This is a genomic window from Streptomyces odontomachicola (genome assembly GCF_039605595.1).
Classification (GTDB): Bacteria; Actinomycetota; Actinomycetes; order Streptomycetales; family Streptomycetaceae; genus Streptomyces.
Window position 1 is genome coordinate 86,457 of the sequence record NZ_JBCFOK010000005.1, and the last position, 21,276, is coordinate 107,732.

At 72.9% G+C, this 21,276-nt stretch carries 21 protein-coding genes; 15 read left to right on the plus strand and 6 right to left on the minus strand.

Features of this window, described 5'->3' with window-relative positions; all coding sequences use genetic code 11:
- Window positions 1-126 precede the first annotated feature (126 nt).
- The 7 genes from ABEE00_RS10415 to ABEE00_RS10445 all read left to right on the plus strand — a co-directional run bounded on the left by ABEE00_RS10415 (window position 127) and on the right by ABEE00_RS10445 (window position 6,084).
- Window positions 127-1,239, plus strand: a complete 1,113-nt coding sequence (locus ABEE00_RS10415; RefSeq protein ID WP_345745052.1) for a nitronate monooxygenase — start codon at window positions 127-129, stop codon at window positions 1,237-1,239.
- Window positions 1,236-1,991 (plus strand): 16S rRNA (uracil(1498)-N(3))-methyltransferase, encoded by a 756-nt coding sequence (locus ABEE00_RS10420; RefSeq protein ID WP_345745053.1) that lies wholly within the window; start codon window positions 1,236-1,238, stop codon window positions 1,989-1,991. Before ABEE00_RS10415 ends, ABEE00_RS10420 begins: the two co-directional genes overlap by 4 nt.
- Window positions 1,992-2,059: 68 nt before the next feature.
- Window positions 2,060-2,950: a carbohydrate kinase family protein gene (locus ABEE00_RS10425; protein WP_345745054.1), complete on the plus strand. Its 891-nt coding sequence runs from the start codon at window positions 2,060-2,062 to the stop codon at window positions 2,948-2,950.
- A gap of 249 nt (window positions 2,951-3,199) precedes the next feature.
- A complete protein-coding gene (locus ABEE00_RS10430) occupies window positions 3,200-3,901 on the plus strand; it encodes a hypothetical protein (protein WP_345745055.1) in 702 nt (233 codons plus the stop codon).
- A 10-nt stretch (window positions 3,902-3,911) separates the two neighbouring features.
- Entirely contained in the window at window positions 3,912-4,289 is a 378-nt protein-coding gene (locus tag ABEE00_RS10435; RefSeq protein WP_345745056.1) for a histidine triad nucleotide-binding protein, read from the plus strand.
- Between the two features lie 64 nt (window positions 4,290-4,353).
- The gene (locus ABEE00_RS10440) at window positions 4,354-5,277 is read left to right on the plus strand and encodes a ribonuclease Z (RefSeq protein ID WP_345745057.1); all 924 of its coding nucleotides are present in this window, start codon (window positions 4,354-4,356) and stop codon (window positions 5,275-5,277) included.
- 18 nt (window positions 5,278-5,295) lie between these two features.
- Entirely contained in the window at window positions 5,296-6,084 is a 789-nt protein-coding gene (locus ABEE00_RS10445) for an alpha/beta fold hydrolase (protein WP_345745058.1), read from the plus strand.
- Between the two features lie 6 nt (window positions 6,085-6,090).
- On the opposite strand, the gene ABEE00_RS10450 is transcribed toward ABEE00_RS10445, so the two are convergent.
- From ABEE00_RS10450 to ABEE00_RS10460, 3 genes are all read right to left on the minus strand, one after another.
- On the minus strand, window positions 6,091-7,113 hold the full coding sequence (locus ABEE00_RS10450; RefSeq protein ID WP_345745059.1) for an SUKH-3 domain-containing protein: 1,023 nt from the start codon (window positions 7,111-7,113) through the stop codon (window positions 6,091-6,093).
- Between the two features lie 189 nt (window positions 7,114-7,302).
- Complete coding sequence (locus tag ABEE00_RS10455) at window positions 7,303-8,361, minus strand: pyridoxal-phosphate dependent enzyme (protein WP_345745060.1); 1,059 nt, start codon at window positions 8,359-8,361, stop codon at window positions 7,303-7,305.
- A 31-nt stretch (window positions 8,362-8,392) separates the two neighbouring features.
- Window positions 8,393-9,202 (minus strand): HAD family acid phosphatase, encoded by an 810-nt coding sequence (locus ABEE00_RS10460; RefSeq protein WP_345745061.1) that lies wholly within the window; start codon window positions 9,200-9,202, stop codon window positions 8,393-8,395.
- Between the two features lie 259 nt (window positions 9,203-9,461).
- On the opposite strand from ABEE00_RS10460, the gene ABEE00_RS10465 reads away from it, so the two are divergent.
- The 5 genes from ABEE00_RS10465 (at window position 9,462) to ABEE00_RS10485 (ending at window position 15,392) form a co-directional block, all read left to right on the plus strand.
- Window positions 9,462-10,451, plus strand: coding sequence for a 5-dehydro-4-deoxyglucarate dehydratase (locus ABEE00_RS10465; protein WP_345745062.1), 990 nt, complete (start codon window positions 9,462-9,464; stop codon window positions 10,449-10,451).
- Between the two features lie 456 nt (window positions 10,452-10,907).
- Window positions 10,908-12,101: a carbohydrate kinase family protein gene (locus ABEE00_RS10470; RefSeq protein ID WP_451918541.1), complete on the plus strand. Its 1,194-nt coding sequence runs from the start codon at window positions 10,908-10,910 to the stop codon at window positions 12,099-12,101.
- A 173-nt stretch (window positions 12,102-12,274) separates the two neighbouring features.
- Window positions 12,275-13,492: a PhoH family protein gene (locus ABEE00_RS10475; RefSeq protein WP_451918542.1), complete on the plus strand. Its 1,218-nt coding sequence runs from the start codon at window positions 12,275-12,277 to the stop codon at window positions 13,490-13,492.
- A gap of 12 nt (window positions 13,493-13,504) precedes the next feature.
- Window positions 13,505-14,005 carry an rRNA maturation RNase YbeY gene (gene ybeY / locus ABEE00_RS10480; RefSeq protein WP_345745063.1) on the plus strand — a complete coding sequence of 167 codons (501 nt, stop codon included), beginning with the start codon at window positions 13,505-13,507 and terminating at the stop codon, window positions 14,003-14,005.
- Between the two features lie 19 nt (window positions 14,006-14,024).
- Window positions 14,025-15,392 carry a hemolysin family protein gene (locus ABEE00_RS10485; protein WP_345745064.1) on the plus strand — a complete coding sequence of 456 codons (1,368 nt, stop codon included), beginning with the start codon at window positions 14,025-14,027 and terminating at the stop codon, window positions 15,390-15,392.
- A gap of 450 nt (window positions 15,393-15,842) precedes the next feature.
- Here the strand turns inward: ABEE00_RS10485 and ABEE00_RS10490 are convergent, their stop codons facing one another.
- Window positions 15,843-17,303 (minus strand): MFS transporter, encoded by a 1,461-nt coding sequence (locus ABEE00_RS10490; protein WP_451918543.1) that lies wholly within the window; start codon window positions 17,301-17,303, stop codon window positions 15,843-15,845.
- Between the two features lie 165 nt (window positions 17,304-17,468).
- Between ABEE00_RS10490 and ABEE00_RS10495 the strand changes: the two genes are divergently transcribed.
- The 3 genes from ABEE00_RS10495 to era all read left to right on the plus strand — a co-directional run bounded on the left by ABEE00_RS10495 (window position 17,469) and on the right by era (window position 19,699).
- Window positions 17,469-18,257, plus strand: a complete 789-nt coding sequence (locus ABEE00_RS10495) for a helix-turn-helix transcriptional regulator (RefSeq protein ID WP_345745421.1) — start codon at window positions 17,469-17,471, stop codon at window positions 18,255-18,257.
- Window positions 18,250-18,606 (plus strand): cytidine deaminase, encoded by a 357-nt coding sequence (locus ABEE00_RS10500; protein ID WP_345745065.1) that lies wholly within the window; start codon window positions 18,250-18,252, stop codon window positions 18,604-18,606. Before ABEE00_RS10495 ends, ABEE00_RS10500 begins: the two co-directional genes overlap by 8 nt.
- Before the next feature lie 130 nt (window positions 18,607-18,736).
- Window positions 18,737-19,699, plus strand: coding sequence for a GTPase Era (gene era, locus ABEE00_RS10505; protein ID WP_451918544.1), 963 nt, complete (start codon window positions 18,737-18,739; stop codon window positions 19,697-19,699).
- Window positions 19,700-19,769: 70 nt separating this feature from the next.
- Here the strand turns inward: era and ABEE00_RS10510 are convergent, their stop codons facing one another.
- Together ABEE00_RS10510 and ABEE00_RS10515 are read right to left on the minus strand one after the other, a co-directional pair.
- On the minus strand, window positions 19,770-20,036 hold the full coding sequence (locus tag ABEE00_RS10510) for a protealysin inhibitor emfourin (RefSeq protein WP_345745067.1): 267 nt from the start codon (window positions 20,034-20,036) through the stop codon (window positions 19,770-19,772).
- 44 nt (window positions 20,037-20,080) lie between these two features.
- Window positions 20,081-21,166, minus strand: coding sequence for a M4 family metallopeptidase (locus ABEE00_RS10515; protein ID WP_345745068.1), 1,086 nt, complete (start codon window positions 21,164-21,166; stop codon window positions 20,081-20,083).
- Window positions 21,167-21,276 lie beyond the last annotated feature (110 nt).

The following is a 21,276-nucleotide window of genomic DNA, read 5'->3' on the forward strand; positions in this document are numbered from 1 at the left end:
GTGGGGGCGTCGGCCTCGCGGGTGCGGTGCGGCTGTGCCCACCCTGCGGCCCCTGGCCGCAGACTGCCCACAGCCTTGGGCGGGGCCTCTTTGATGTGAGGGTGCCCACATCCGTCTGGTGGAAAGGTGCGTGACAGGATGGCCCGCATGTCCTCCGCGCTGACGCTCGCCGAGCTGATCCATCACCCCATCGTGCAGGCGCCGATGGCAGGCGGGGTGTCGGGCCCCGACTTGGCCGGCGCCGTCACCGAGGCGGGCGGGCTCGGCTCGCTCGCCGCCGGGTACAAGACGCCGGAGGCCATGTACGAGGAGGTCAAACAGCTTCGGAGGCTGACCTCTGGCCCCTTCAACGTGAACCTCTTCATGCCGCAGCCGCCCACCAGCGACCCCGCGGCCGTCGAGGTCTACCGCGACCAGCTCGCCGGCGAGGCCACCTGGTACGAGACCGCCCTCGGCGAGACCGACCGCGGCGGCGACGACGCGTACGAGGCGAAGCTCGCCATACTCTTCGACGACCCGGTCCCGGTCGTCTCCTTCCACTTCGGCTGCCCCACGCGCAGCGTGCTGGAACGGTTCGCCCGGCTGGGCACCTTCACCCTGGTCACCGTCACCTCGGTCGCCGAGGCGCAGACCGCCGAGTGGTGCGGCGCCGACGCGCTGATCGTGCAGGGCGTCGAGGCGGGCGGCCACCAGGGCACCCACAAGGACGACCCGCAGGGCGACGGCGGGAGCGCGGCCTTCGGCCTGCTGTCCCTGGTCGCGCAGGTCAAGGAGGCCGTGCAGCTCCCGATCATCGCCGCGGGCGGGCTGATGCGCGGGGCGCAGATCGCCGCCGTGCTGGCAGCGGGGGCGAGCGCCGCGCAGCTCGGCACCGCCTTCCTGGTGACGCCCGAGTCCGGCGCCAACCCGCTGCACAAGCAGGCCATGACCAATCCGCTGTTCACCCGCACCGAGCTGACCCGCGCCTTCTCGGGCCGCCCGGCGCGCGGGCTGGTCAACAGGTTCCTGCGCGAGCACGGCCCGTACGCGCCCGCCGCCTACCCCGAGGTGCACTTCCTGACCTCCGGGCTCCGCAAGGCCGCGGCGAAGGCGGGCGATCCGCAGGGCATGGCGCTGTGGGCGGGCCAGGGCCACCGGCTCGCGCGCGAACTGCCCGCGGCCCAGCTCGTGGAGGTGCTGGCGGCCGAGCTGACCGTCGCGCGGGACGGCATGTCCCTGTCCAGAGGCGGTTACGCGTGAGCGCCCCCGTCTTCCTCGCCGAGACTTCTCAACTCACGCCCGGCACCGTGGTGCTGGAGGGCCCCGAGGGCCGGCACGCGGTGTCCGTACGCAGGCTCCGTACGGGCGAGGAGGTCGTGCTCACCGACGGTTCCGGCACCGGCGCTTACGGCACGGTCGCCGGCGTCGAGGGCAAGGACCGGCTGGAGGTGGAGATCGCCGAGGTCCGCACCGAGGAGGAGCCGCGCCCGCGCATCACCGTCGTGCAGGCGCTGCCCAAGGGCGACCGCGGCGAACTCGCCGTCGAGACCATGACCGAGACCGGCGTGGACGCGATCGTCCCGTGGTCCGCCGCCCGCTGCATCACGCAGTGGAAGGGCGAGCGGGCCGCGAAGTCCCTCGCGAAGTGGCGCAACACCGCGCGCGAGGCGGGCAAGCAGTCGCGCCGCCTGCGCTTCCCCGAGGTCGACGAGCCCGCCTCCACGAAGCGGGTGTGCGAGCTGCTGTCGGGGGCGGCCCTGGCCGCCGTGCTGCACGAATCGTCGGATGGTGAGGGCCGGCCGGCCGAGCCGCTGGCCTCCGCCGCGCTGCCCTCCGACGGCGAGATCGTGCTGGTGGTCGGGCCAGAGGGCGGGGTCTCGCCCGAGGAGCTGGCGGCCTTCGCCGAGGCCGGTGCGCGCCCGTACCGGCTGGGTCCCAGCGTGCTGCGCACCTCGACGGCCGGCACGGCGGCGGCCGCGCTGCTGCTGGGGCGCACGGGGCGCTGGGGCTGAGGAGCGGGGCACGGAGTGAGACAGCGATCCATGGTCAGCGAATCCATGGGCAGTGGGAGGACAGCGCAGTGATAGTCGTCGCCGGTGAGGCACTGATCGACCTCGTACCGCAGGACCGGGACGGTGGCGGACTGACGCCGCTCGTCCCGCAGTTGGGCGGCGGCCCGTTCAACACGGCGGTGGCGCTGGGGCGTCTCGGCGACTCCGTCGCCTTCTGCTCGCGGGTCTCCACGGACAACTTCGGCGAGGCGCTGCTGGATTCGCTGCGCGAGGCCGGGGTGGACGTCTCGCACGTGCAGCGGGGCGAGGAGCCGACGACGCTGGCGGTGGCGACGGTCGGCGCGGACGGTTCGGCCGGTTACGGGTTCTACGTGGAGGGCACCGCCGACCGGCTCTTCGAGGCGCCTGCGCGACTGCCCGAGGGGACCCGCGCGGTGTCCTTCGGTACGAACTCGCTGGTCCTGGAGCCTGGGGCGAGCGCGTACGAGGAGCTGATGCGGTCGGCGGCGGCCGAGGGCGTGTTCACGGCGCTCGACCCGAACATCCGCGCCGGGCTGATTCCGGACGCCGACGCGTACCGCGAGCGCTTCCGCTCGTGGCTGCCGCACACCACGCTGCTGAAGCTCTCCGAGGAGGACGCGGAGTGGCTCGGCGGCTCGCCGAAGGACTGGCTGGAGGAGGGCCCGGCGGCGGTCGTGCTGACCCGCGGGGGCGAGGGCCTGAGCGTGCTGGCGCGGGGAGTCGGCGAGGTGAGCGTCCCCGGGGTACGCGTCGAGGTGGCCGACACGATCGGCGCGGGCGACACGGTGAACGCGGCGTTGCTGCATCGGCTGGTGGGGCGTGAGGTGGGGGCGCTTTCCGCGGACGATTGGCGGGACGTCCTGTCCTTTGCGGCCCGGGCCGCGGCGGTGACGGTTTCGCGCGCGGGTGCGAGACCGCCTTTCGCGCACGAGCTTTAGCTTTGACCGCCGGTCGGGCCCGCTTCTGGTTGCTTCCCGTTGCGGCGGGATGTGGGTGGGTGGTTGCGCCCGACTTGTGAGTGGCGGCCCGCCCTACGACGCTCCGCGCCTCCGGCCGGGCCTTCTCTGGTCTGCGGCGTCCGCGGAGGGCTGCGTACGAGCAGTCGCTTCTCGCTGTGGGCGCAGCCCCGCCAGGGTGGACGCAAACTTGTCTACCGCGCCCCGCGCCCCGGTGCTTACCTAAGGCACATGGGCCCATTACGGCGTAAACGGCTGCTGATCGCGGCGGGCGCCCTCTGCGCCGCCCTCGCCGCCACCACCGCGTGCGATCCCGCCGCCGCAGGCGGCCTCAACTCCACCGCGGTGGCCCTCACCACGGACCAGACCGGCACCAAGGCCCTGGAGCGCGCGGGCGTCAAGGTCCAGTGGCTGAGCTGCACTTCGCAGGTCGGCGAACGGAAACCCGCGCAGGGCGCCGCCACCGCGAACCCCCACGCCACCCACAACGTCGCCGCCGTCGACTGCCGCGGCCAGACCACCGACGGCAAGGACATCACCCTCAAGGGCAAGGTGATCGAGGAGCGCAACGGCCGCTGCGTACGCGGCGGACTGGTGGCCCGCGTCGAGGGCCGCGTCGTCTTCGAGGCCAGCGTGCTCGGCAACTGCTCCGCCGCCCCCACCCCCACGCAGCCGCCCCACACCCCGCCCCCGTTCCCGACCCCGAGCCACACCCAGGCGCCGCAGCCCACCGACTGGCCCCGCCCCACGGTGACCGAGACCGTGCAGCCCACCCACAGCCCGCCGGACGAGCCGACCACCCAGCCGCCCGAGACCCCGCCGGTCACCGTCACCGTGACGGCCAGTCCGGAGCAGCCGGACCCGGGCCCCACGCCCTGCGGCTGCGAGACGCCCGACCCACGGGATGCGGGGGCCGAGGAGCACGCCCGGTAACATCCGGCCCATGGCTGGAGAACGTCAGGCTGACTGCCTGTTCTGCAAGATCGCCGCTGGTGAGGTGCCGGCCACCGTCGTCTCGGAGACGGAGACGACGGTGGCCTTCCGTGACATCAACCCGCAGGCGCCCACTCACGTACTCGTGATCCCCAAGTCCCACTACCGGGACGCCGCCACGCTGGCCGCCGCGGCGCCGGACATCGCCGCCGACGTGCTGTGCGAGGCGGGCCGGATCGCCGAGCAGGAGAAGATCGCCGCGACCGACGGGCCGCCCGGCACCGGGTACCGCGTGGTCTTCAACACCGGCTCCGGCGTGGGCCAGACCGTCTTCCACGTACACGCCCACGTCCTGGGCGGCCGCGGCCTGGAGTGGCCCCCCGGCTGACCCGTACGCACGGCCGCGGGCCGCAGGACGCACCGGAACAGCAGGAACAGAACGGGAAAGACCCTTGTCCGTACGAGAGTTGGTCGTGCTCGGCACCGCCAGCCAGGTCCCCACCAGGCAGCGCAACCACAACGGCTACGCGCTGCTGTGGGACGGCGAGGGCATCCTGTTCGACCCCGGCGAGGGCACCCAGCGGCAGATGCTCCGCGCGGGAGTCGCCGCGCACGACCTCAACCGGCTCTGCGTGACCCACTTCCACGGCGACCACTCGCTGGGCCTCGCCGGTGTCATCCAGCGCATCAACCTGGACCGGGTGCCGCACCCCGTCACCGCGCACTACCCGGCGAGCGGCCGCCGCTTCTTCCAGCGGCTGCGGTACGCCACCGCGTACAAGGAGACGGTCGCGCTGCGCGAGGAGCCGATGCGCGAGTCCGGCGTCCTCGCCTCGCCCGAAGGGCCGGAACCGGCCCCGCCGTTCACGCTCTCCGCGCGCCGCCTCTCGCATCCCGTCGACGCGTACGGCTACCGCCTCGTCGAGCCCGACGGGCGGAGGATGCTGCCCGCGCTGCTCGCCGAGCGCGGCATCTCGGGCCCCGACGTGGGCCGCCTGCAGCGCGAGGGCGAGCTGGACGGCGTACGCCTGGAGGACGTCAGCGAGCGGCGGCGCGGGCAGCGCTTCGCGTTCATCATGGACACCCGGCTGTGCGAGGGCGTGTACGAACTGGCCGAGGGCTGCGACCTGCTGGCCATCGAGTCCACCTTCCTCGACGAGGACGCGGCCCTGGCCAAGGAGCACGGCCACCTCACCGCGGGCCAGGCGGCGCGGGTGGCGGCCGAGTCCGGCGTACGCAGCCTCGTCCTCACCCACTTCTCGCAGCGGTATGCGGACCCTTCGGTCTTCGCGGAACAGGCCCGCGCGGCCGGCTTCGAGGGCGAACTCACCGTCGCCAAGGACCTGATGAGAATCCCGGTGCCCAAGCGGCGCTGAGCGACGTACGGTGGCGCCATGTTCCGGATGCCGCTGGCGTACGAGGATGCGGGCGGCGACGGCCTGCCGCTGGTCGCCCTGCACGGCTCGTTCGGGCGCGGCGCCAATTTCGCGCGGGCGGCCCGGCTGCTGGCCGAGCGGGGCGTGCGCCTGATCGCCCCCGACCAGCGCGGACACGGGCACAGCCCCCGTACGGACGTCTATGACTGCGACTCCTTCGTGGCCGACGCTGCCGCCTTCGTACGAGCCCTCGACCTGGGCCCGCTCCCGGTGCTCGGCCACTCGCGGGGCGGCGTCACCGCGTACCAGCTCGCCGCCCGCCACCCCGGCCTGGTGACCTCCCTCGTGATCGAGGACATCGGCCCTGTCGTGCGCAGCCCCGAGGTCCCGCACCCCGTGCTGGACGTGCGCGGCTGGCCCCGTACGGCGCCGAGCCGCGAGGCGCTGGGCGCCGCGATCGAGGCGCGGGGCGTGCCGTCCGGCGTCGTGTCCGCCTTCTTCCTCCAGAGCGCCGAGCCCTCGCCGGACGGCACGCACTGGCGCTTCCTCTTCGACTGGGACGACATGATGGCCGTCCAGCGCAGCGGCTGCGGCGACTGGTGGCCCGACTGGCTGGCCTCCACCTGCCCCGCACTGGTCCTCAGGGGAGCCCGCACGGCCATGCTCCCCGAGGAGTTGGCCCACGACATGGTCGAACACCGCCCGAATACCCGCCTGTTGACCTTCCCCGCGGCCGGCCATTGGCTCCACGACGACGCGCCGGAGGAATTCGCGGGTGCGGTGGGGGATTTCCTGCGCCGCCCGTGACCGGGCCTAGCCGCTTCCCTCCGAGCCCGCGCGCTCCGAGCCCGTGCGCTGTCCCGCGTACCGCTCCAGCTCCTTCGCCGCCTCGGTGACCGCCTCGTTCAAGGGGCCGGTCGAGGCGCCCGGGCCCGCTGTGAGGGCCAGGGTCGTGGGGGTGTGGTGGCGGGGGCCGTTGACCGTCGCCGTGCAGGTCACCGTTGTCCAGGGGGCCGTGGCCGAGGAGGAGGGGAGGAGGGTGACGGCGAGCCGGGTCTCGGAGAGCGGGGTGCCGGACTCCGTCACGGCGGCGCGCAGTTCCTCCGCGATGCGCTCGGCGTTCTCCTCCAGCGGGCCGGTCCGCAGGCGGTAGCGCTGCTCGAAGAGGGGCTCGCCCGCCGCGGCGCGGCCCGTGCGGCGGGGCGCGGCCGTCACGCGGTACGAGCGGGTGCTGAACACCCCGCTGTGGTGGAGCACATACGCGCACACCGTGGCCGTCTTCATCGCGTCGCCGACCGCGTCCTCGCCGTCCATCGCGGCGATCGGCCAGGACCACCTGCGGGTGCGCAGCGGAGTCGGCGCGCGGCCCTGCGCGATGCCCTCCAGGCCCTCGGCGACGTCCTCGCCGAGCAGCCACCACTCGCCCCCGCCGAGCCCGAGGAGGCGGTCCGCCTCGTCCACGGCCAGCAGCGTGTCGGTGTCGGTGCGGCCCAGTGGGAAGAGCTGCACACCGAGCGCCGCGCTCAGCTTGCGCAGCGCGGCGATGGCGGGCGCGGCGAGCAGCGGGTCGACCGTGGACCCGGTCGGGCCCGCGCCGGACGCGCCGTCGCCGGCCGGCTCGACGCGCAGCCCGTGGAACGCGCGTACCGCGCGCTCGGCCGCCGGGAACAGCTCCCAGGAGGCGCCGTCGCCGGCGGCGGCGGTCAGCGAGGCCACCTCGCGCGCGTTCGCGAGCGCGGCCTCGCCCTCGTCGCGCTCCGGCGTCCAGCCGGCCGAACTCAGCGCGGGATGCGCCGAGTCAGCGGGGCCGGCGGAGCCCGGAGCGGTGTCTGCCATGGAACGCGTCTGCTTTCTTCCCTCTGCTCACCGGCAGCCGGCGGCTGGACGGGTCGTCAGCCGCCGGCCGGTGAGCGCCACCAGGTCACGTTCCCCTGATGGTACGGGCCCCGAACTGCGGTACGAAGGACGCAGGGGCCCCGCCGCGCACCGCTCGCGAACGGATCCCGCGCGGCATCCCCGTACCGTTCACGCCCCGTTCCCGCTCCCGTTCCCCTCGTGTCCGCCGTTCCCCTCGTGTCCGCCGTTCCCCTCGTGTCCGCCGTTTCCGTCCGCCATCAGTTCGGCGAAGCGGTCCAGGCCGATGTTGCCGCCGGTGACGATGACGCCGACGCGGCGCGGCAGCGGGTCGACGCGGCCCGCGAGGAGCGCGGCGATCCCGGTCGCGCCGCTCGGCTCTATCACCGTCTTCAGCCGCTCGAAGGCGAGCCGCATCGCGGCGCGGATCTCGTCGTCGCCGACCAGCGCGATGCTCTCGACCAGCCGCCGGTTCACGGAGAAGGTCAACTCGCCCGGCGTGACCGCGCCCTGGCCGTCCGCGATGGTGCGCGGCACGGCGTCCAGCGCGACGCGGCGGCCCGCCTCCAGGGAGCGCTTGGTGTCGTCGCCCGCCTCCGGCTCGACGCCGATCATGCGGATGCCGGGGCGCAGAGCGGTCGCCGCGGTGGCCGCGCCGGCCATCAGGCCGCCGCCGCCCACCGGGACGACCAGCGCGTCCAGGTCGCCCGCCTCCTCGAGGAGTTCGAGCGCGGCGGTGCCCTGTCCCGCCATCACGTCCGGGTACTCGTACGGCGGCACGATCGCCAACCCGCGCTCGTCGGCGAGCCGTTGCCCGATCTCCTCGCGGCTCTCGGTGTACCGGTCGTAGGTGACGATCTCGGCGCCGTAGTCGGCCGTGGCCTCCAGCTTGGCGCGCGGGCTGTCCTCCGGCATCACGATGACGGCCTTGCTGCCCAGCTCGCGCGCGGCCAGCGCGACGGCCTGCGCGTGGTTGCCCGAGGAGTACGCGGCGACCCCGCGCGCCAGCCGCTCGGGCCCGAGCCGGGACAGCGCGTTGTACGCGCCGCGGAACTTGAAGGCCCCGGCGCGCTGGAAGTTCTCGCACTTGAGGTGCACCTCCGCGCCCACAAGACGGTCCAGGGTGCGGGAGCGCAGGACCGGGGTGCGGTGCGCCACGCCCTCCAGCCGGGCGGCGGCCGAACGGATGTCGTCCAGGGTGACGGGCGGGGCGGCGGGCGTGGCGGGCACGGAGGCTCCTCGGGCGTAGGCGGGCTGACGCCTACGGAAGGTAGTACATGGGATTCGGGAGCTTGTACGTCTTTTCCGCGTGGCCCCCGCGCAGGTCGCTGTACTGGTCCCCGAAGTTGCCCAGGATGTCGTAGCCCTCCGACTCGATGTGCTTGCGCGTGCCGGACTTGTACTCGATCGTCGAGCAGTCGGCGCCGCACGGCAGGTAGGGCGGCGGGTTCTTCTTGTTCTTGAGGAAGAAGTGGCCGCGGTCGACGGGGTTCTTGTAGCCCACCTTCTTCAGGTTCCGCACGCTCCAGTCGCGCTGGTGCTCGTCGCGCCCGGTCAGGAAGAACACCGTGATGCCCTTGTCGTGCGCCCAGTTGACCAGTTTCTTCATGCCGAAGACCGGGTCCATGTCCGTGGTGCGGAGGTATTCGTCCTGCGCCTTGTCGCTGAAGTCGTAGCCGACCTTGCGCTCGAAGTTGTACGTGAGCAGCGTGGTGTCGTCCACGTCCAGCACGATCGCGGGCTTGCCGCTGCCGCCCCCGCCCTTCTCGTCGTCCTTGGCCAGCGCCTTCTTCAGGTCGCGCTGGGCGCCGGCCGCGATGCCGCGGGTCTGCTGCGCGTAGTGGCTGCGCGGTGAGGCGTAGTGCTCGCCCTGCGGCGTCTCGATGTCGCCGTAGTACGCCGCGATGCGGTCCTTGACCTGATCGAGGTTGGGGATTTCCCGATCGGTACGGGGCACCGAGTGCTCGGCCGTCGCCTGGCCGATGCCGAACAGTGCGCTGCCCGCGACCGCCGCGCTGACCGTCGCGACGGCGAGCCGGGTGCGGGGTGCGCGCAGGGAGAGCCGTGCCATGTGCGTACTCCTGACGGGGGGTCGGTGAATGGGACATGACGTACGGGGGGATCGTGCGGAACGTAGCAGCAGACGGCGGCCGTATCTACGCGCGGAGATGCAACATTTTGTTAAACGTTCGCGGCTCGCGTGTCGCCGTGTGTCGTCCTGCGTCCCCGAAGAGCCCTCAACTGACCTCTTGACCCCCGGAGTTCGCCTCCTTAGGGTCCCGAGTCCCCATTCCCATATATGGACGTCATCTGCATACGGAGACTCCCCGATGGCGAACCGCCCGGAGCACCATCCGGAGTACGAGGGCCGGGCGGAGGACCCCGGCGCGCGGCACGCCCGTACCGCCGGGCGGTTGCGCGAGGGCATGGCGCGCGGCGTGCTCGCCTTCCCGCTCACCAGCTTCGCCCGGGACGGCTCGCTGGACCTGGACGGCTACGGGTCCTATCTCGCGGCCCAGCTCGCGACGCGGCCCGGTGCGCTGTTCCCGGCCTGCGGGACCGGCGAGTTCTTCTCCTTGGACGAGGAGGAGTACGGCGCGGTGGTGCGGGCCGCCGTGCGCGCGGCCGACGGGGCCGTGCCGGTGGTGGCCGGCGTCGGGTACGGGTGGGCGCAGGCCGCGCGCTTCGCCGCGATCGCCGAGCGGGAGGGCGCTGACGCGGCGCTGGTGCTGCCGCACTGTCCGGTGGGCGCGCCGCAGGAGGGGCTGGTCGGGCAGCTCTCCGCGCTGGCCTCGCGCACGGGGCTGCCGCTCATCGCGTACCAGCGCGACCAGGTCTCCTACACGCCCGACGCGCTGCGGCGGATCGCCCGGATCCCCGGGGTGATCGGGCTCAAGGACGGGCACGGCGACCTCGACCGGCTCCAGCGGCTGACGCTGTCCGCGCCGCCGGGCTTCCTCTTCCTCAACGGGACGGCCACGGCGGAGATGCAGGCCAGGCCGTACGCGGCGGTGGGCGTCCCGGCGTACTCCTCCGCCGTCCACGCCTTCGCGCCGGAGATCGCCGCTTCCTTCTTCGCCGCGCTGCGGGAGGGGGCGGAGGGCGAGGCGCGGGTCGAACTGCTCCTGCGCGAGTTCTACGCGCCGCTGGTGGAGCTGCGGGACCGGGTGCCGGGGTACGCGGTCTCGCTGGTCAAGGCGGGGGCGCGGCTGCGGGGGCGCCCCGTGGGCCCCGCCCGAGCTCCGTTGGTGGAGCCGCCACCGTGCGACTTGGACGACTTGGAAAAGCTTTTGGAACGGGGCCTCACATTGACGGGTTAACTCCCTCCCCCCCCCACCGAGGTGTGGGCGGTCGTTCCGCAGGGGCGGAACGGGCGGGCACACCGGAACCGCCAGCCGCGAGGCCGACCCCACCCCGCACCCAAGTCCCGCGCTCGGCGCGGGCGTTCACGAGGCTGTGCCCCGAGCTTCGTCAGGTGCGTGGTGGCGCGGGAGCAGGGGGCGCAAGTCCGGTTGTGCCCACCCGTTCCGCCCCGGCGGAACGAATGCCCACAACCTCGTGGGGGGAGGGGTGGGCAAAGCCCCTGGCCTGACCGCAGCCGCAACCTCGTGGGGTGGGGAAGCGGCCAGGCGGGGCCGCACCCCGCAACCTCGCGGGGGTGGGCAATGCCCCAGGTGAGGCCGGAGATCCAACCCCGCGGGGCCCGGGTTGCCTCGCGGGCGCTCCCGTGTGCGGCACACTGGCCCCACCGCAACGGACGGAGGAGGAGGCCGAGGGTGAGCGGTACGGGTGCTGGAGCGGGGCGGCGGGCACAGGGGCCGCCTCAGGGGGACAGGTTCGACCCGCTGGCCGCGCTGAGGGGCCCAGCGGACCCGTCCCGCGACGTGTACCTCACCGGCACCGTCTTCCTCGACATCGTCTTCACGGGCCTCGACTCGGCCCCCGTACGCGGCACCGAGACCTGGGCGCGCGGCATGGGCTCCAGCCCCGGCGGCGTCGCCAACATGGCCACCGCACTGGCCCGCCTCGGCCTCCGTACATCCCTGGCCGCCGCCTTCGGCGACGACATGTACGGCGACTACTGCCGGGAGGCCCTGGAGCGCGGCGAGGGCATCGACCTGACCCTCTCCCGCACCGTCCCCGGCTGGCACTCCCCGGTGACCGTCTCCATGGCGTACGAGGGCGAGCGCACCATGGTCTCGCACGGCCACCAGGCCCCGCCGCAGCCGCCCATGCACCCCCTCCAGCGGCAGCCCGCCGAGGCCGCCACCGCCTACGACCCGCGCGCGCCCGAGCGCCCGCCCGAGGCCCGCGCCTGCGTGGCCTCGCTGGTGCCCGGCGAGCAGCAGGAGTGGATCGCCACAGCCGCCCGCGCGGGCAGCCGGATCTTCGCGGACGTCGGCTGGGACGACACCGGCCGCTGGGACCTGGCCGCGCTGCCGGGCCTGGAGCACTGCGAGGCGTTCCTGCCGAACGCCGTGGAGGCCATGCGCTACACCGGCACCGACTGCCCGCGCGCCGCGGCCCGCGCCCTCACCCGCCATGTGCCGGTGGCCGTCGTCACCCTCGGCCCCGAGGGCGCGTACGCCGTGGACGGCCGCACGGGGGAGACGGCCGACGTACCGGCCATCGCCGTGGAGGCGCTGGATCCGACCGGCGCGGGCGACGTGTTCATGGCCGGGTTCGTCATGGGCTCGCTGGCCGGCTGGCCGCTGCCTGAGCGGCTCGCCTTCGCGGGGCTGACGGCGGCGCTCTCGGTGCAGGAGTTCGGCGGCTCGCTCTCGGCCCCGGGCTGGGCCGAGGTCGCCGCGTGGTGGCGGCACGTGCGCGCGTACGCCGACCAGGAGCCGGAGACGCTGCGCAGGTACGCGTTCCTGGACGCCCTGCTCGCGGGCTGCGGCCGCCCGGCGCCGCCGGCCCGCGCCGTGCCCACCATCGGATTCCGGCCGGGCCCGGAACGCGGGAACTGAGCGCGCGGGGCCGTACGGGAGCCGTACGGGACCCCGCTCGCGTGCCCGCGTGGGGGGCCGGCGTCGGCGCCGGGTCCGCAATTGCTTTCCGGGCTGTCAGTGCCGCGTCGTAGTCTTGATAACGCAGGTGCCGCACAGGACAGAGAGGGATGAGTAGGCCCTTCGGGCCGCCCATGACGCAGACAACGACCCAGCAGAACGGGCGCGACGAGCGAGCAGTGTCTGACCAGGCGACGGCCAAGTTCTCCGTCCCGGCCAAGCACCCCATGGTCACGGTGCTCGGCTCCGGCGACTCCCTCCTCCGTGTGATCGAGGGCGCCTTCCCCGACGTGGACATCCACGTGCGCGGAAACGAGATCAGCGCCACAGGCGACGCCGCCGAAGTGGCCCTGCTCCAGCGGCTGTTCGACGAGATGATGCTGGTGCTCCGCACCGGCCAGCCGATGACCGAGGACGCCGTCGAGCGCTCCATCGCGATGCTCCGCGAGCGCGGCGGGGACGGCGAGGAGGGCGGCGAGACGCCCGCCGAGGTCCTCACGCAGAACATCCTGTCCAACCGCGGCCGCACCATCCGCCCCAAGACGCTCAACCAGAAGCGCTATGTCGACGCCATCGACAAGCACACGGTCGTCTTCGGCATCGGCCCCGCCGGCACGGGCAAGACGTATCTGGCGATGGCCAAGGCGGTGCAGGCGCTCCAGGCCAAGCAGGTCAACCGCATCATCCTGACCCGCCCCGCCGTGGAGGCCGGCGAGCGCCTGGGCTATCTGCCCGGCACGCTCTACGAGAAGATCGACCCCTATCTGCGCCCGCTCTACGACGCGCTGCACGACATGCTCGACCCCGACTCGATCCCGCGCCTGATGGCGGCGGGCACGATCGAGGTCGCGCCGCTGGCGTACATGCGCGGCAGGACGCTCAACGACGCGTTCATCATCCTCGACGAGGCGCAGAACACGAACCCGGAACAGATGAAGATGTTCCTCACCCGCCTCGGGTTCGAGTCCAAGATCGTGATCACCGGCGATGTGACCCAGATCGACCTGCCGGGCGGCACGAAGAGCGGTCTGCGCCAGGTGCAGGACATCCTGGACGGCGTCGACGACGTGCACTTCTCGTATCTCAGCAGCTCCGACGTGGTGCGGCACAAGCTGGTCAGCCGCATCGTCGACGCGTACCAGGAGTACGACGACCGCAACGGCACCATCAACGGCACGGGCAACGGGACCGGTGCCCAGGGCGGCCGTGACGGCGGCGGCAAGCGCCACCGCGGCTCGGGCTCCTCGGGCCACTCGGGCTCGGGCCGCTCGGGCTCCTCCGGCCACTCCGGATCCTCCGACGCCTCCGACTCTTCCGAATCCTCCGGTTCCTCCGGCAACAGAAAGCGCTGAGACCTCCGCACCATGGCCATCGACGTCAACAACGAATCCGGTACGGCGGTCGACGAGGAGGCCCTCCTCGACATCGCCCGCTACGCCCTCGGCCGGATGCGCATCCACCCGCTCTCCGAGCTCTCCCTGATCGTCCTCGACGGCGAGGCCATGGAGCAGCTCCACCTCCAGTGGATGGACCTGCCGGGACCGACCGATGTGATGTCCTTCCCGATGGACGAGCTGCGGCCGCCCGTACGGGACGAGGAGGAGCCCCCGCAGGGCCTGCTCGGCGACATCGTGCTCTGCCCCGAGGTGGCGAAGCAGCAGGGCGCCGACGCGCCCACCCAGCACTCCATGGACGAAGAGCTCCAGCTCCTCACCGTGCACGGCGTGCTGCACCTGCTCGGCTACGACCACGAGGAGCCCGGCGAGCGGACCGAGATGTTCGGTCTCCAGTCGGCGATCCTCGACGGCTGGCGCGCGGAGCGCGGGCTCGAGGGCCCGTCGCCCGCGCCCACCACCACTTCGTGACGGGCCGGGGGCCGACGCCGTGACCACGCAGCTCATCGCCCTCGCCGTGCTGTTGGTGGTGCTGGCCTGGCTGGCCGCCTGCGCGGAGGCGGGACTGTCCCGCACGACGAGTTACCGCGCCGAGGAGGCCGTGCGCCAGGGCCGCCGCGGCGCCGACCGGCTGGCCCAGGTCGCCGCCGAGCCCACCCGCTATCTCAACCTGGCGCTGCTGCTGCGGGTGGCCAGCGAGATGGCGGCCGGCGTGCTGGTGACGTACGCCTGCCTGCGCTCGATCGAGGTGACCTGGGAGGCGCTGGCCGTCGCGGTCGGCGTGATGGTGCTCGTGTCGTATGTCGCCATCGGCGTCTCGCCGCGCACCATCGGCCGCCAGCACCCGCTGAACACCGCCACGGCCGCCTCGTACGTCCTCGTCCCGCTCGTACGCATCCTCGGCCCCGTTCCCCAGTTGCTGATCCTCCTCGGCAACGCGCTCACGCCCGGCAAGGGCTTCCGCAAGGGCCCGTTCGCGAGCGAGGCGGAGCTGCGCGCGATGGTGGACCTCGCGGAGCGGGAGTCGCTCATCGAGGCCGAGGAACGGAAGATGGTGCACTCCGTCTTCCAGCTCGGCGACACCCTGGTGCGCGAGGTGATGGTGCCGCGCACCGACCTGATCACGATCGAGCGCTTCAAGACCCTGCGGCAGGCGCTGACCCTGGCGCTGCGCTCCGGCTTCTCGCGCATCCCCGTGGTGGGGGAGAGCGAGGACGACGTGGTCGGGATGGTGTATCTGAAGGACCTCGCGCGGAAGGTGCACATCAGCCGGGAGGCCGAGACGGATCTGGTGTCCACGGCGATGCGGCCGGCCTCCTTCGTTCCGGACACCAAGAACGCGGGTGATCTGCTGCGCGAGATGCAGCAGGAGCGGAATCACGTCGCGGTCGTGATCGACGAGTACGGGGGCACGGCCGGGGTCGTCACGATCGAGGACATCCTCGAGGAGATCGTCGGCGAGATCACGGACGAGTACGACCGCGAGCTGCCTCCCGTCGAGGACCTCGGCGAGGGGCGTTACCGGGTCACAGCGCGGCTCGACATCGGCGATCTCGGCGAGCTGTACGGGCTGGTCGGGCTCGACGACGAGGACGTGGAGACGGTCGGGGGCCTGCTCGCCAAGTCGCTGGGCAAGGTGCCGATCGCGGGGGCGCGGGCGACGGTGGATGTGACCGAGGACCGCTCGGATCCGGAGCTGACGGCGCTCCGCCTCACCGCGGAGTCGCCCGCGGGTCGCCGCAACCGCATCGTCACGGTCCTGGTGGAGCCGGTGCGGGAGGCGCCTGCGGCACCGGCACCCGAAGAGGAGGCCCCCACCCCGTCCCCGGACCACCGGGCCACGACCCCGGAGGACTGACCTCTCCAACGCCTCTCTACCCGTGGCCGTGCGGCCGGCCTGGAGCGTTGTGGGGTTACACCTCCGCCTCCGTACGAGGTGGTGGGCTGCGGTCAAGCCTGGGGCTTTGCCCACCCCGCCGCCTCGTACGAGGTTGTGGGCTGCAGTCCCGCCTGGCCGCCTCCCCCCCCACAAGGTTGTGGGCATTCGTTCCGTCGGGGCGGAACGGGTGGGCACAACCGGACTTGCGCCCCCTGCTCCTGCGCAACCACGTTGCCAACGGGGCTCGGGGCGCAGCCCCGTGAACGCCCGCGCCGAGCGCGTGCGTCGGGTGCGGGGTGGGGTCGGCCTCGCGGCTGGCGGTTCCGGTGTGCCCGCCCGTTCCGCCCCTAGCGGAACGCACGCCCACACCGGAGGTGGGGGGAGGGGGAGGCGGCGGCGCGTAGCGCCCACACCTCGCGGGGCGGAGTGTCAGCGGCGGCGCGCTCGCAGCGTGCCGGCCACCGTCGTCCCCGTCGCGAGCAACGCCACGGCCGCCGTGGCCAAACCCGCGTGGATGCCGGCCATGGGGGAGCCCGTCGCCCCGGTCACGCCCACGGACAGGGACGTCAGGAGAGGGATCCCCAGCGCCATCCCCACCTGCATCGCACTCGTGACCAGCGACGTCGCCCGCCCCTGCTCCGCGTCGGACAGACCGGACGTCGCGGTGACCCCGTACGCGACGACCGCCACCAGATGGAGGCCGCTGGCCAGCGAGACGGCGACCACCACGAGCCACAGCCCGGACACGGAGCCCGCCCCCGTGCCGAGCAGCGCGGCGGTGAACACGCCCTGACCGCCCAGCGCCAGCGCCAACGTGCGCGGCGCCCCGTACCGCCGCGCCAGCCGCGGCGCCACCGCGCCACCCAGCACCGACACCAGCCCCTGCACACCGAAGACCAGCCCGGACACGAACGCCGAGACACCCAGCACCCGTTGCAGGTAGAGGGTCAGCAGGAAGACGGTCGCGGTCATCATCGACACCGTCGCCAGCCCGCCCAGATTGCCGAAGGCGACGGTGCGCCGGCGCAGCATCCACAGCGGGAGCAGCGGTTCGGCGGCGCGGGACTCCACCCGTACGAACAGCGCCAGCAACAGCACCCCCGCCACCCCGGCGACCACCACGTCGGGCCGCGAGAACCCCTGCTCGGCCGCGGTGGACAGCGCGTACACGATCCCGAGCAGCCCGCCCGTCACGCTCAGCGCCCCCGGCACATCGAGCCCCGTACGCCGTTCCGCGCGGGTCTCGGCGAGCAGCGAACGCGCCCACAGCAGCCCCGCGAGCACCGCGCCGCCGCCCACGGCCAGCAGCCCCATCGTGGAGCGCCAGCCGAGCGTGTCGGTGAGGATGCCGCCGGCCACCATCCCCACCGTGAAGCCGACCGCCATCAGCGAACCGTTGATGCTCAGCGCCCTCGTACGCTTCGGCCCCTCGGCGAAGGACGTGGTGATCAGCGCCATGCCGGTCGGCACCAGCGCGGCCGCGCCCAGCCCCTGCAACGCGCGCCCGGCCAGGAAGAGCCCCGCGTCCGGCGCGAGCGCCGCCAGCACGGAGGCGCCGGTGAAGACCGTCAGACCGGCCCGGAACATGCGCCGCCGCCCCCAGTGATCGCCCAGCCGCCCGAACAGCAGCAGGAAGCTCCCGGTCGGCAGCGCGAACGCGGTCACGGCCCACTGCAAGCCGCCCTCGGACAGCCCCAGTTCGGGTCCCAGCACCGGCAGTGCCACGTTCAGTACGGAGAAGTCGAGCGCCACCAGGAACTGCGCGCCGCACAGCAGCACCAGCAGCATCCGCTCCCGTACGGAGAACCGCGCGGGGCCGTCCACCGGGTCAGGGACTCCCGCGGCGCCCTCAACGCGCTCCGGTACCTCGACAGTTGTTTCGGTTGTCATGCGGCGAGCCTCCCGGCGCGGAACACCCCGCGGGGAGCCGCTGTTACTGCTGGTGGTCCCACCACCAGGAAGAGGAGAGCCGTGCTGCCCGCTGCCACGGAACCCGTGAAGTCCCGCCCGGAACCCGTGAAGTCCCGGCGCGGCCAGGAGCTGCGCGAGTTCCTGATGGCCCGCCGCGCCCGCATCAGCCCGGGCGAGGCCGGGCTGCCCTCGGGCGGCGCGCGCCGCCGCACGCCGGGCCTGCGCCGCGAGGAGGTCGCCGTGCTCGCGGGCGTCGGCGCCTCCTGGTACCAGTGGCTGGAACAGGGCCGCGACATCACCGTCTCCCCGCAGGTGCTGGACGCGGTCGCGCGGGTGCTGCGGCTGCGCGGCCCCGAGCGCCGCCACCTGTACGTACTGGCCGGGCTCAACCCGCCGCTGCCCGACCTCGACGAGATCGACCCGCGCGTGTGCGAGGGCCTGCAAAGGCTGCTCGACGCCTGGCTGCCGTACCCGGCGCACCTCCTCGACGTCTACTGGAACGCCGTCGCCTACAACGAGGCAGCGCGCGACGTCTTCGAGCTCGACCGCAGCCGCAACTGCCTGCTCAACTTCTTCACCGACGCGCGCTACCGGACCCGCGAGCTGACCTGGGAGCGGACGGCGCCGCACGTGGTCTCGCAGTTCCGCGCGGCCTTCGCCGAGCGCCCGGACGACGAGGGGCTGCGCCTGCTGTACGAGGAGATCGCCGCGTGCAGCGCGGAGTTCAGGGAGCTGTGGGCGCGCGGCGACGTCGGCTCGTCCGGCCAGCTCCGCAAGGAGATCACCGGCCAGGACGGCGTGCCGCTCGTCCTGGAGACCAGCTGCCTGGGCCTCGACGCCCGCCCCGACCTCCAGGTGGTGCTGCACACCCCGCTGCCGGGCACCGGCACCCGCGGGGCGCTGACCGCCGCATATGCTCGGGACCATGACTGACCAGCCCCAGGACCTGGACCCCGAAGACCGCAAGATCCTCACGCTGGCGCGCAGCGCACGCGCGCGGAACGCCGTGCCGGAGGGCGCCGCCGTACGGGACGAGACCGGCCGCACCTATGTGGCCGGTTCGGTCGTGCTGCCCTCGCTCAAGCTGAGCGCGCTGCAGACCGCTGTGGCCATGGCCGTGGCCTCCGGCGCCAAGTCCCTGGAGGCCGCCGCCGTGGTGTCCGAGGCGGAGCAGGTGTCGCAGGAGGACCTCGCGGTGGTGCACGACCTGGGCGGACCGGCCGCTCCGGTGCTGCTCGCGGGCCCGGACGGCGAGCTGCGCAGCCGCGTCACCGCGGGCTGACCACGCCGCCGGCACACCGCCCCGTACGAGGCCGGGCACGCCTCGTACCGCGTCCCGTACCCCGTACGCGGACCGCGCAAGATCATGGAGCCCGGGCCGCTGGTCCGGGCTCCTCCGGCGATCGGGGACAATGGAGCGCATGAGCGCACCTTCCCCCGCCCCCGAATCAGCCGAGGCCCCGCCGCACCGCTCGGGCTTCGCGTGCTTCGTCGGCCGCCCCAACGCGGGCAAGTCCACCCTGACGAACGCGCTGGTGGGGCAGAAGGTCGCGATCACCTCCAACCGTCCGCAGACCACCCGGCACACCGTGCGCGGCATCGTGCATCGCCCCGAGGCGCAGCTCGTCCTCGTGGACACCCCGGGCCTGCACAAGCCCCGCACCCTGCTCGGCGAGCGGCTGAACGACGTGGTGCGCACCACCTGGGCCGAGGTCGACGTGATCGGCTTCTGCCTGCCGGCCGACCAGAAGATCGGCCCCGGCGACCGGTACATCGCCGCCGAGCTGGCCGAGTTGAAGCGCACCCCGAAGGTCGCCGTGGTCACCAAGACCGACCTGGTGGACTCCGAGGGCCTCGCCCAGCAGCTCCTCGCCGTCGACCAGCTCGCGCGCGAGCTCGGCTTCGAATGGCAGGAGATCATCCCCGTCTCCGCCGTCGCCGACCAGCAGGTGCGGCTGCTCGCCGATCTGCTCGTCCCGCTGCTGCCCGAGGGCCCGCCGCTGTATCCGGACGGCGACCTGACAGACGAGCCCGAGCAGGTCATGATCGCCGAGCTGATCCGGGAGGCCGCGCTGGAGGGCGTACGGGACGAACTCCCGCACTCCATCGCGGTCGTGGTCGAGGAGATGGCCCCGCGCGCGGGGCGCCCTGCGGACAAGCCGCTGATCGACATCCACGCCCAGGTGTTCCTGGAGCGGCCCAGCCAGAAGGGCATCGTGATCGGCCCCAAGGGCAAGCGGCTCAAGGAGGTCGGCAGCAGGTCGCGGAAGCACATCGAGGCGCTGCTCGGCACGCCCGTCTATCTCGACCTGCACGTCAAGGTCGCCAAGGACTGGCAGCGCGACCCGAAGGCCCTCCGCCGCCTGGGCTTCTAGAGGCTGAGTCCCTCTGGGGAGGCTGAGCTCCTCCGGAGCTGAGGCGGCGCAGGGCGGCCGGGAAAAGCGCTCAGCTCCCTTCCTTCAGCACCAGGCTGATCAGCTCCGACTGGGCCTCGGTCAGCCGCGGGTCGGCGCAGTAGCCGACGTCGCCGTCGGCCTCGATCTCGTAGTGGAAGCCGTCGGGCACTCCTATGGGGCGCTCGCCCCTTCCGTGCGCGACGGCCTCGCGTGCCAGCGCGGCGAGCTCGTCCGCGTCCGGGCGGCCCGCTGTCTCCAGGGTCGCCCTGCGGGTCAGTCCGCCGAATCCTCCGGTGCGCGTGACGGAAATACGCATGGGTCCATCCTCACCCCGATACGCGCCGAACTCCCGCACGCGTACTAGCCGTTCTTCTTCGGGGTGACCCCCACCTCGGACCAGGCCTTGACGATCGCGTCGTGCTCGGCGCCGCCCTCGCCGTACCGCGCGGTGGTGCTGGTCAGCGTGACCGCGGCGAACTCCGCGAAGTCCGCGTCCTTGGTGAGGTGCCCGCCGGTCAGCGTGTCGTACCAGATCTGGCCCGCGCGCTCCCACGCGTGCCCGCCGAGCTCGGTGGCGAGGACGTAGAACGCGTGGTTGGGGATGCCCGAGTTGATGTGCACGCCGCCGTTGTCGCTGCCGGTGTGCACGTAGTCCTCCATCTTGGCGGGCTGCGGGTCCTTGCCGAGCACGTCGTCGTCGTACGCCGTGCCGGGGGCCTTCATCGAGCGGAGCGCGACGCCCTGCACGCGCTCGGTCAGCAGCCCGGCGCCGATCAGCCAGTCCGCCTGGTCGGCGGTCTGGCCGAGTCCGTACTGCTTGATGAGCGAGCCGAAGACGTCCGAGACCGACTCGTTGAGCGCGCCGGACTGGGAGAAGTACTCCAGGTTGGCGGTGTACTGGGTGACGCCGTGGGTGAGTTCGTGCCCGATGACGTCGACGGGCAGCGTGAAGTCGTTGAAGAGCTCCCCGTCCCCGTCGCCGAAGACCATCTGCTTGCCGTCCCAGAAGGCGTTGTCGTACTTCTCGTCGAAGTGCACCGACGCGTTCAGCGGCAGGCCGCGGCCGTCGATGGAGTAGCGCTTGAACGCGGCGAGGTACAGCTCGAAGGTCGCGCCGAGGCCCGCGTACGCGCGGTTGACGCTGGCGTCCTTGGACGGCTTGCCGCCCTCGGTGCGGATCTTCTTGCCCGGCAGGCTCTGCTTGTGCTGGGCGTCGTAGATGGTCCTGTTGGGCTTCTGCTCCTCTCCTGCCGCCTCGGGCTGCGCGGTCTCGTACGCCATGCGCAGCGTGCCGGTGCGGCGGTCGGTCCGGTGGTAGGCGTCCAGGCGCAGGGTGCGGCTCGCCTGGCTCGCGAAGTCGGCGTTCTCGCCGCGCGCGATGGTGTCCAGCATGTGTGGCGGGACAATGGTGCAGAACACGTGGTTTCGCGTGGAGTGTGGGCTCATACCCGGCAATGTGGCACCGGGCCATGAGGCTGTCACCGTCTGCGGCCATGATTCGCTCGATGGCGTACAGGAACCGGTGCGGGGCTCCCGCGCTGGGCAGCCATGCGCTA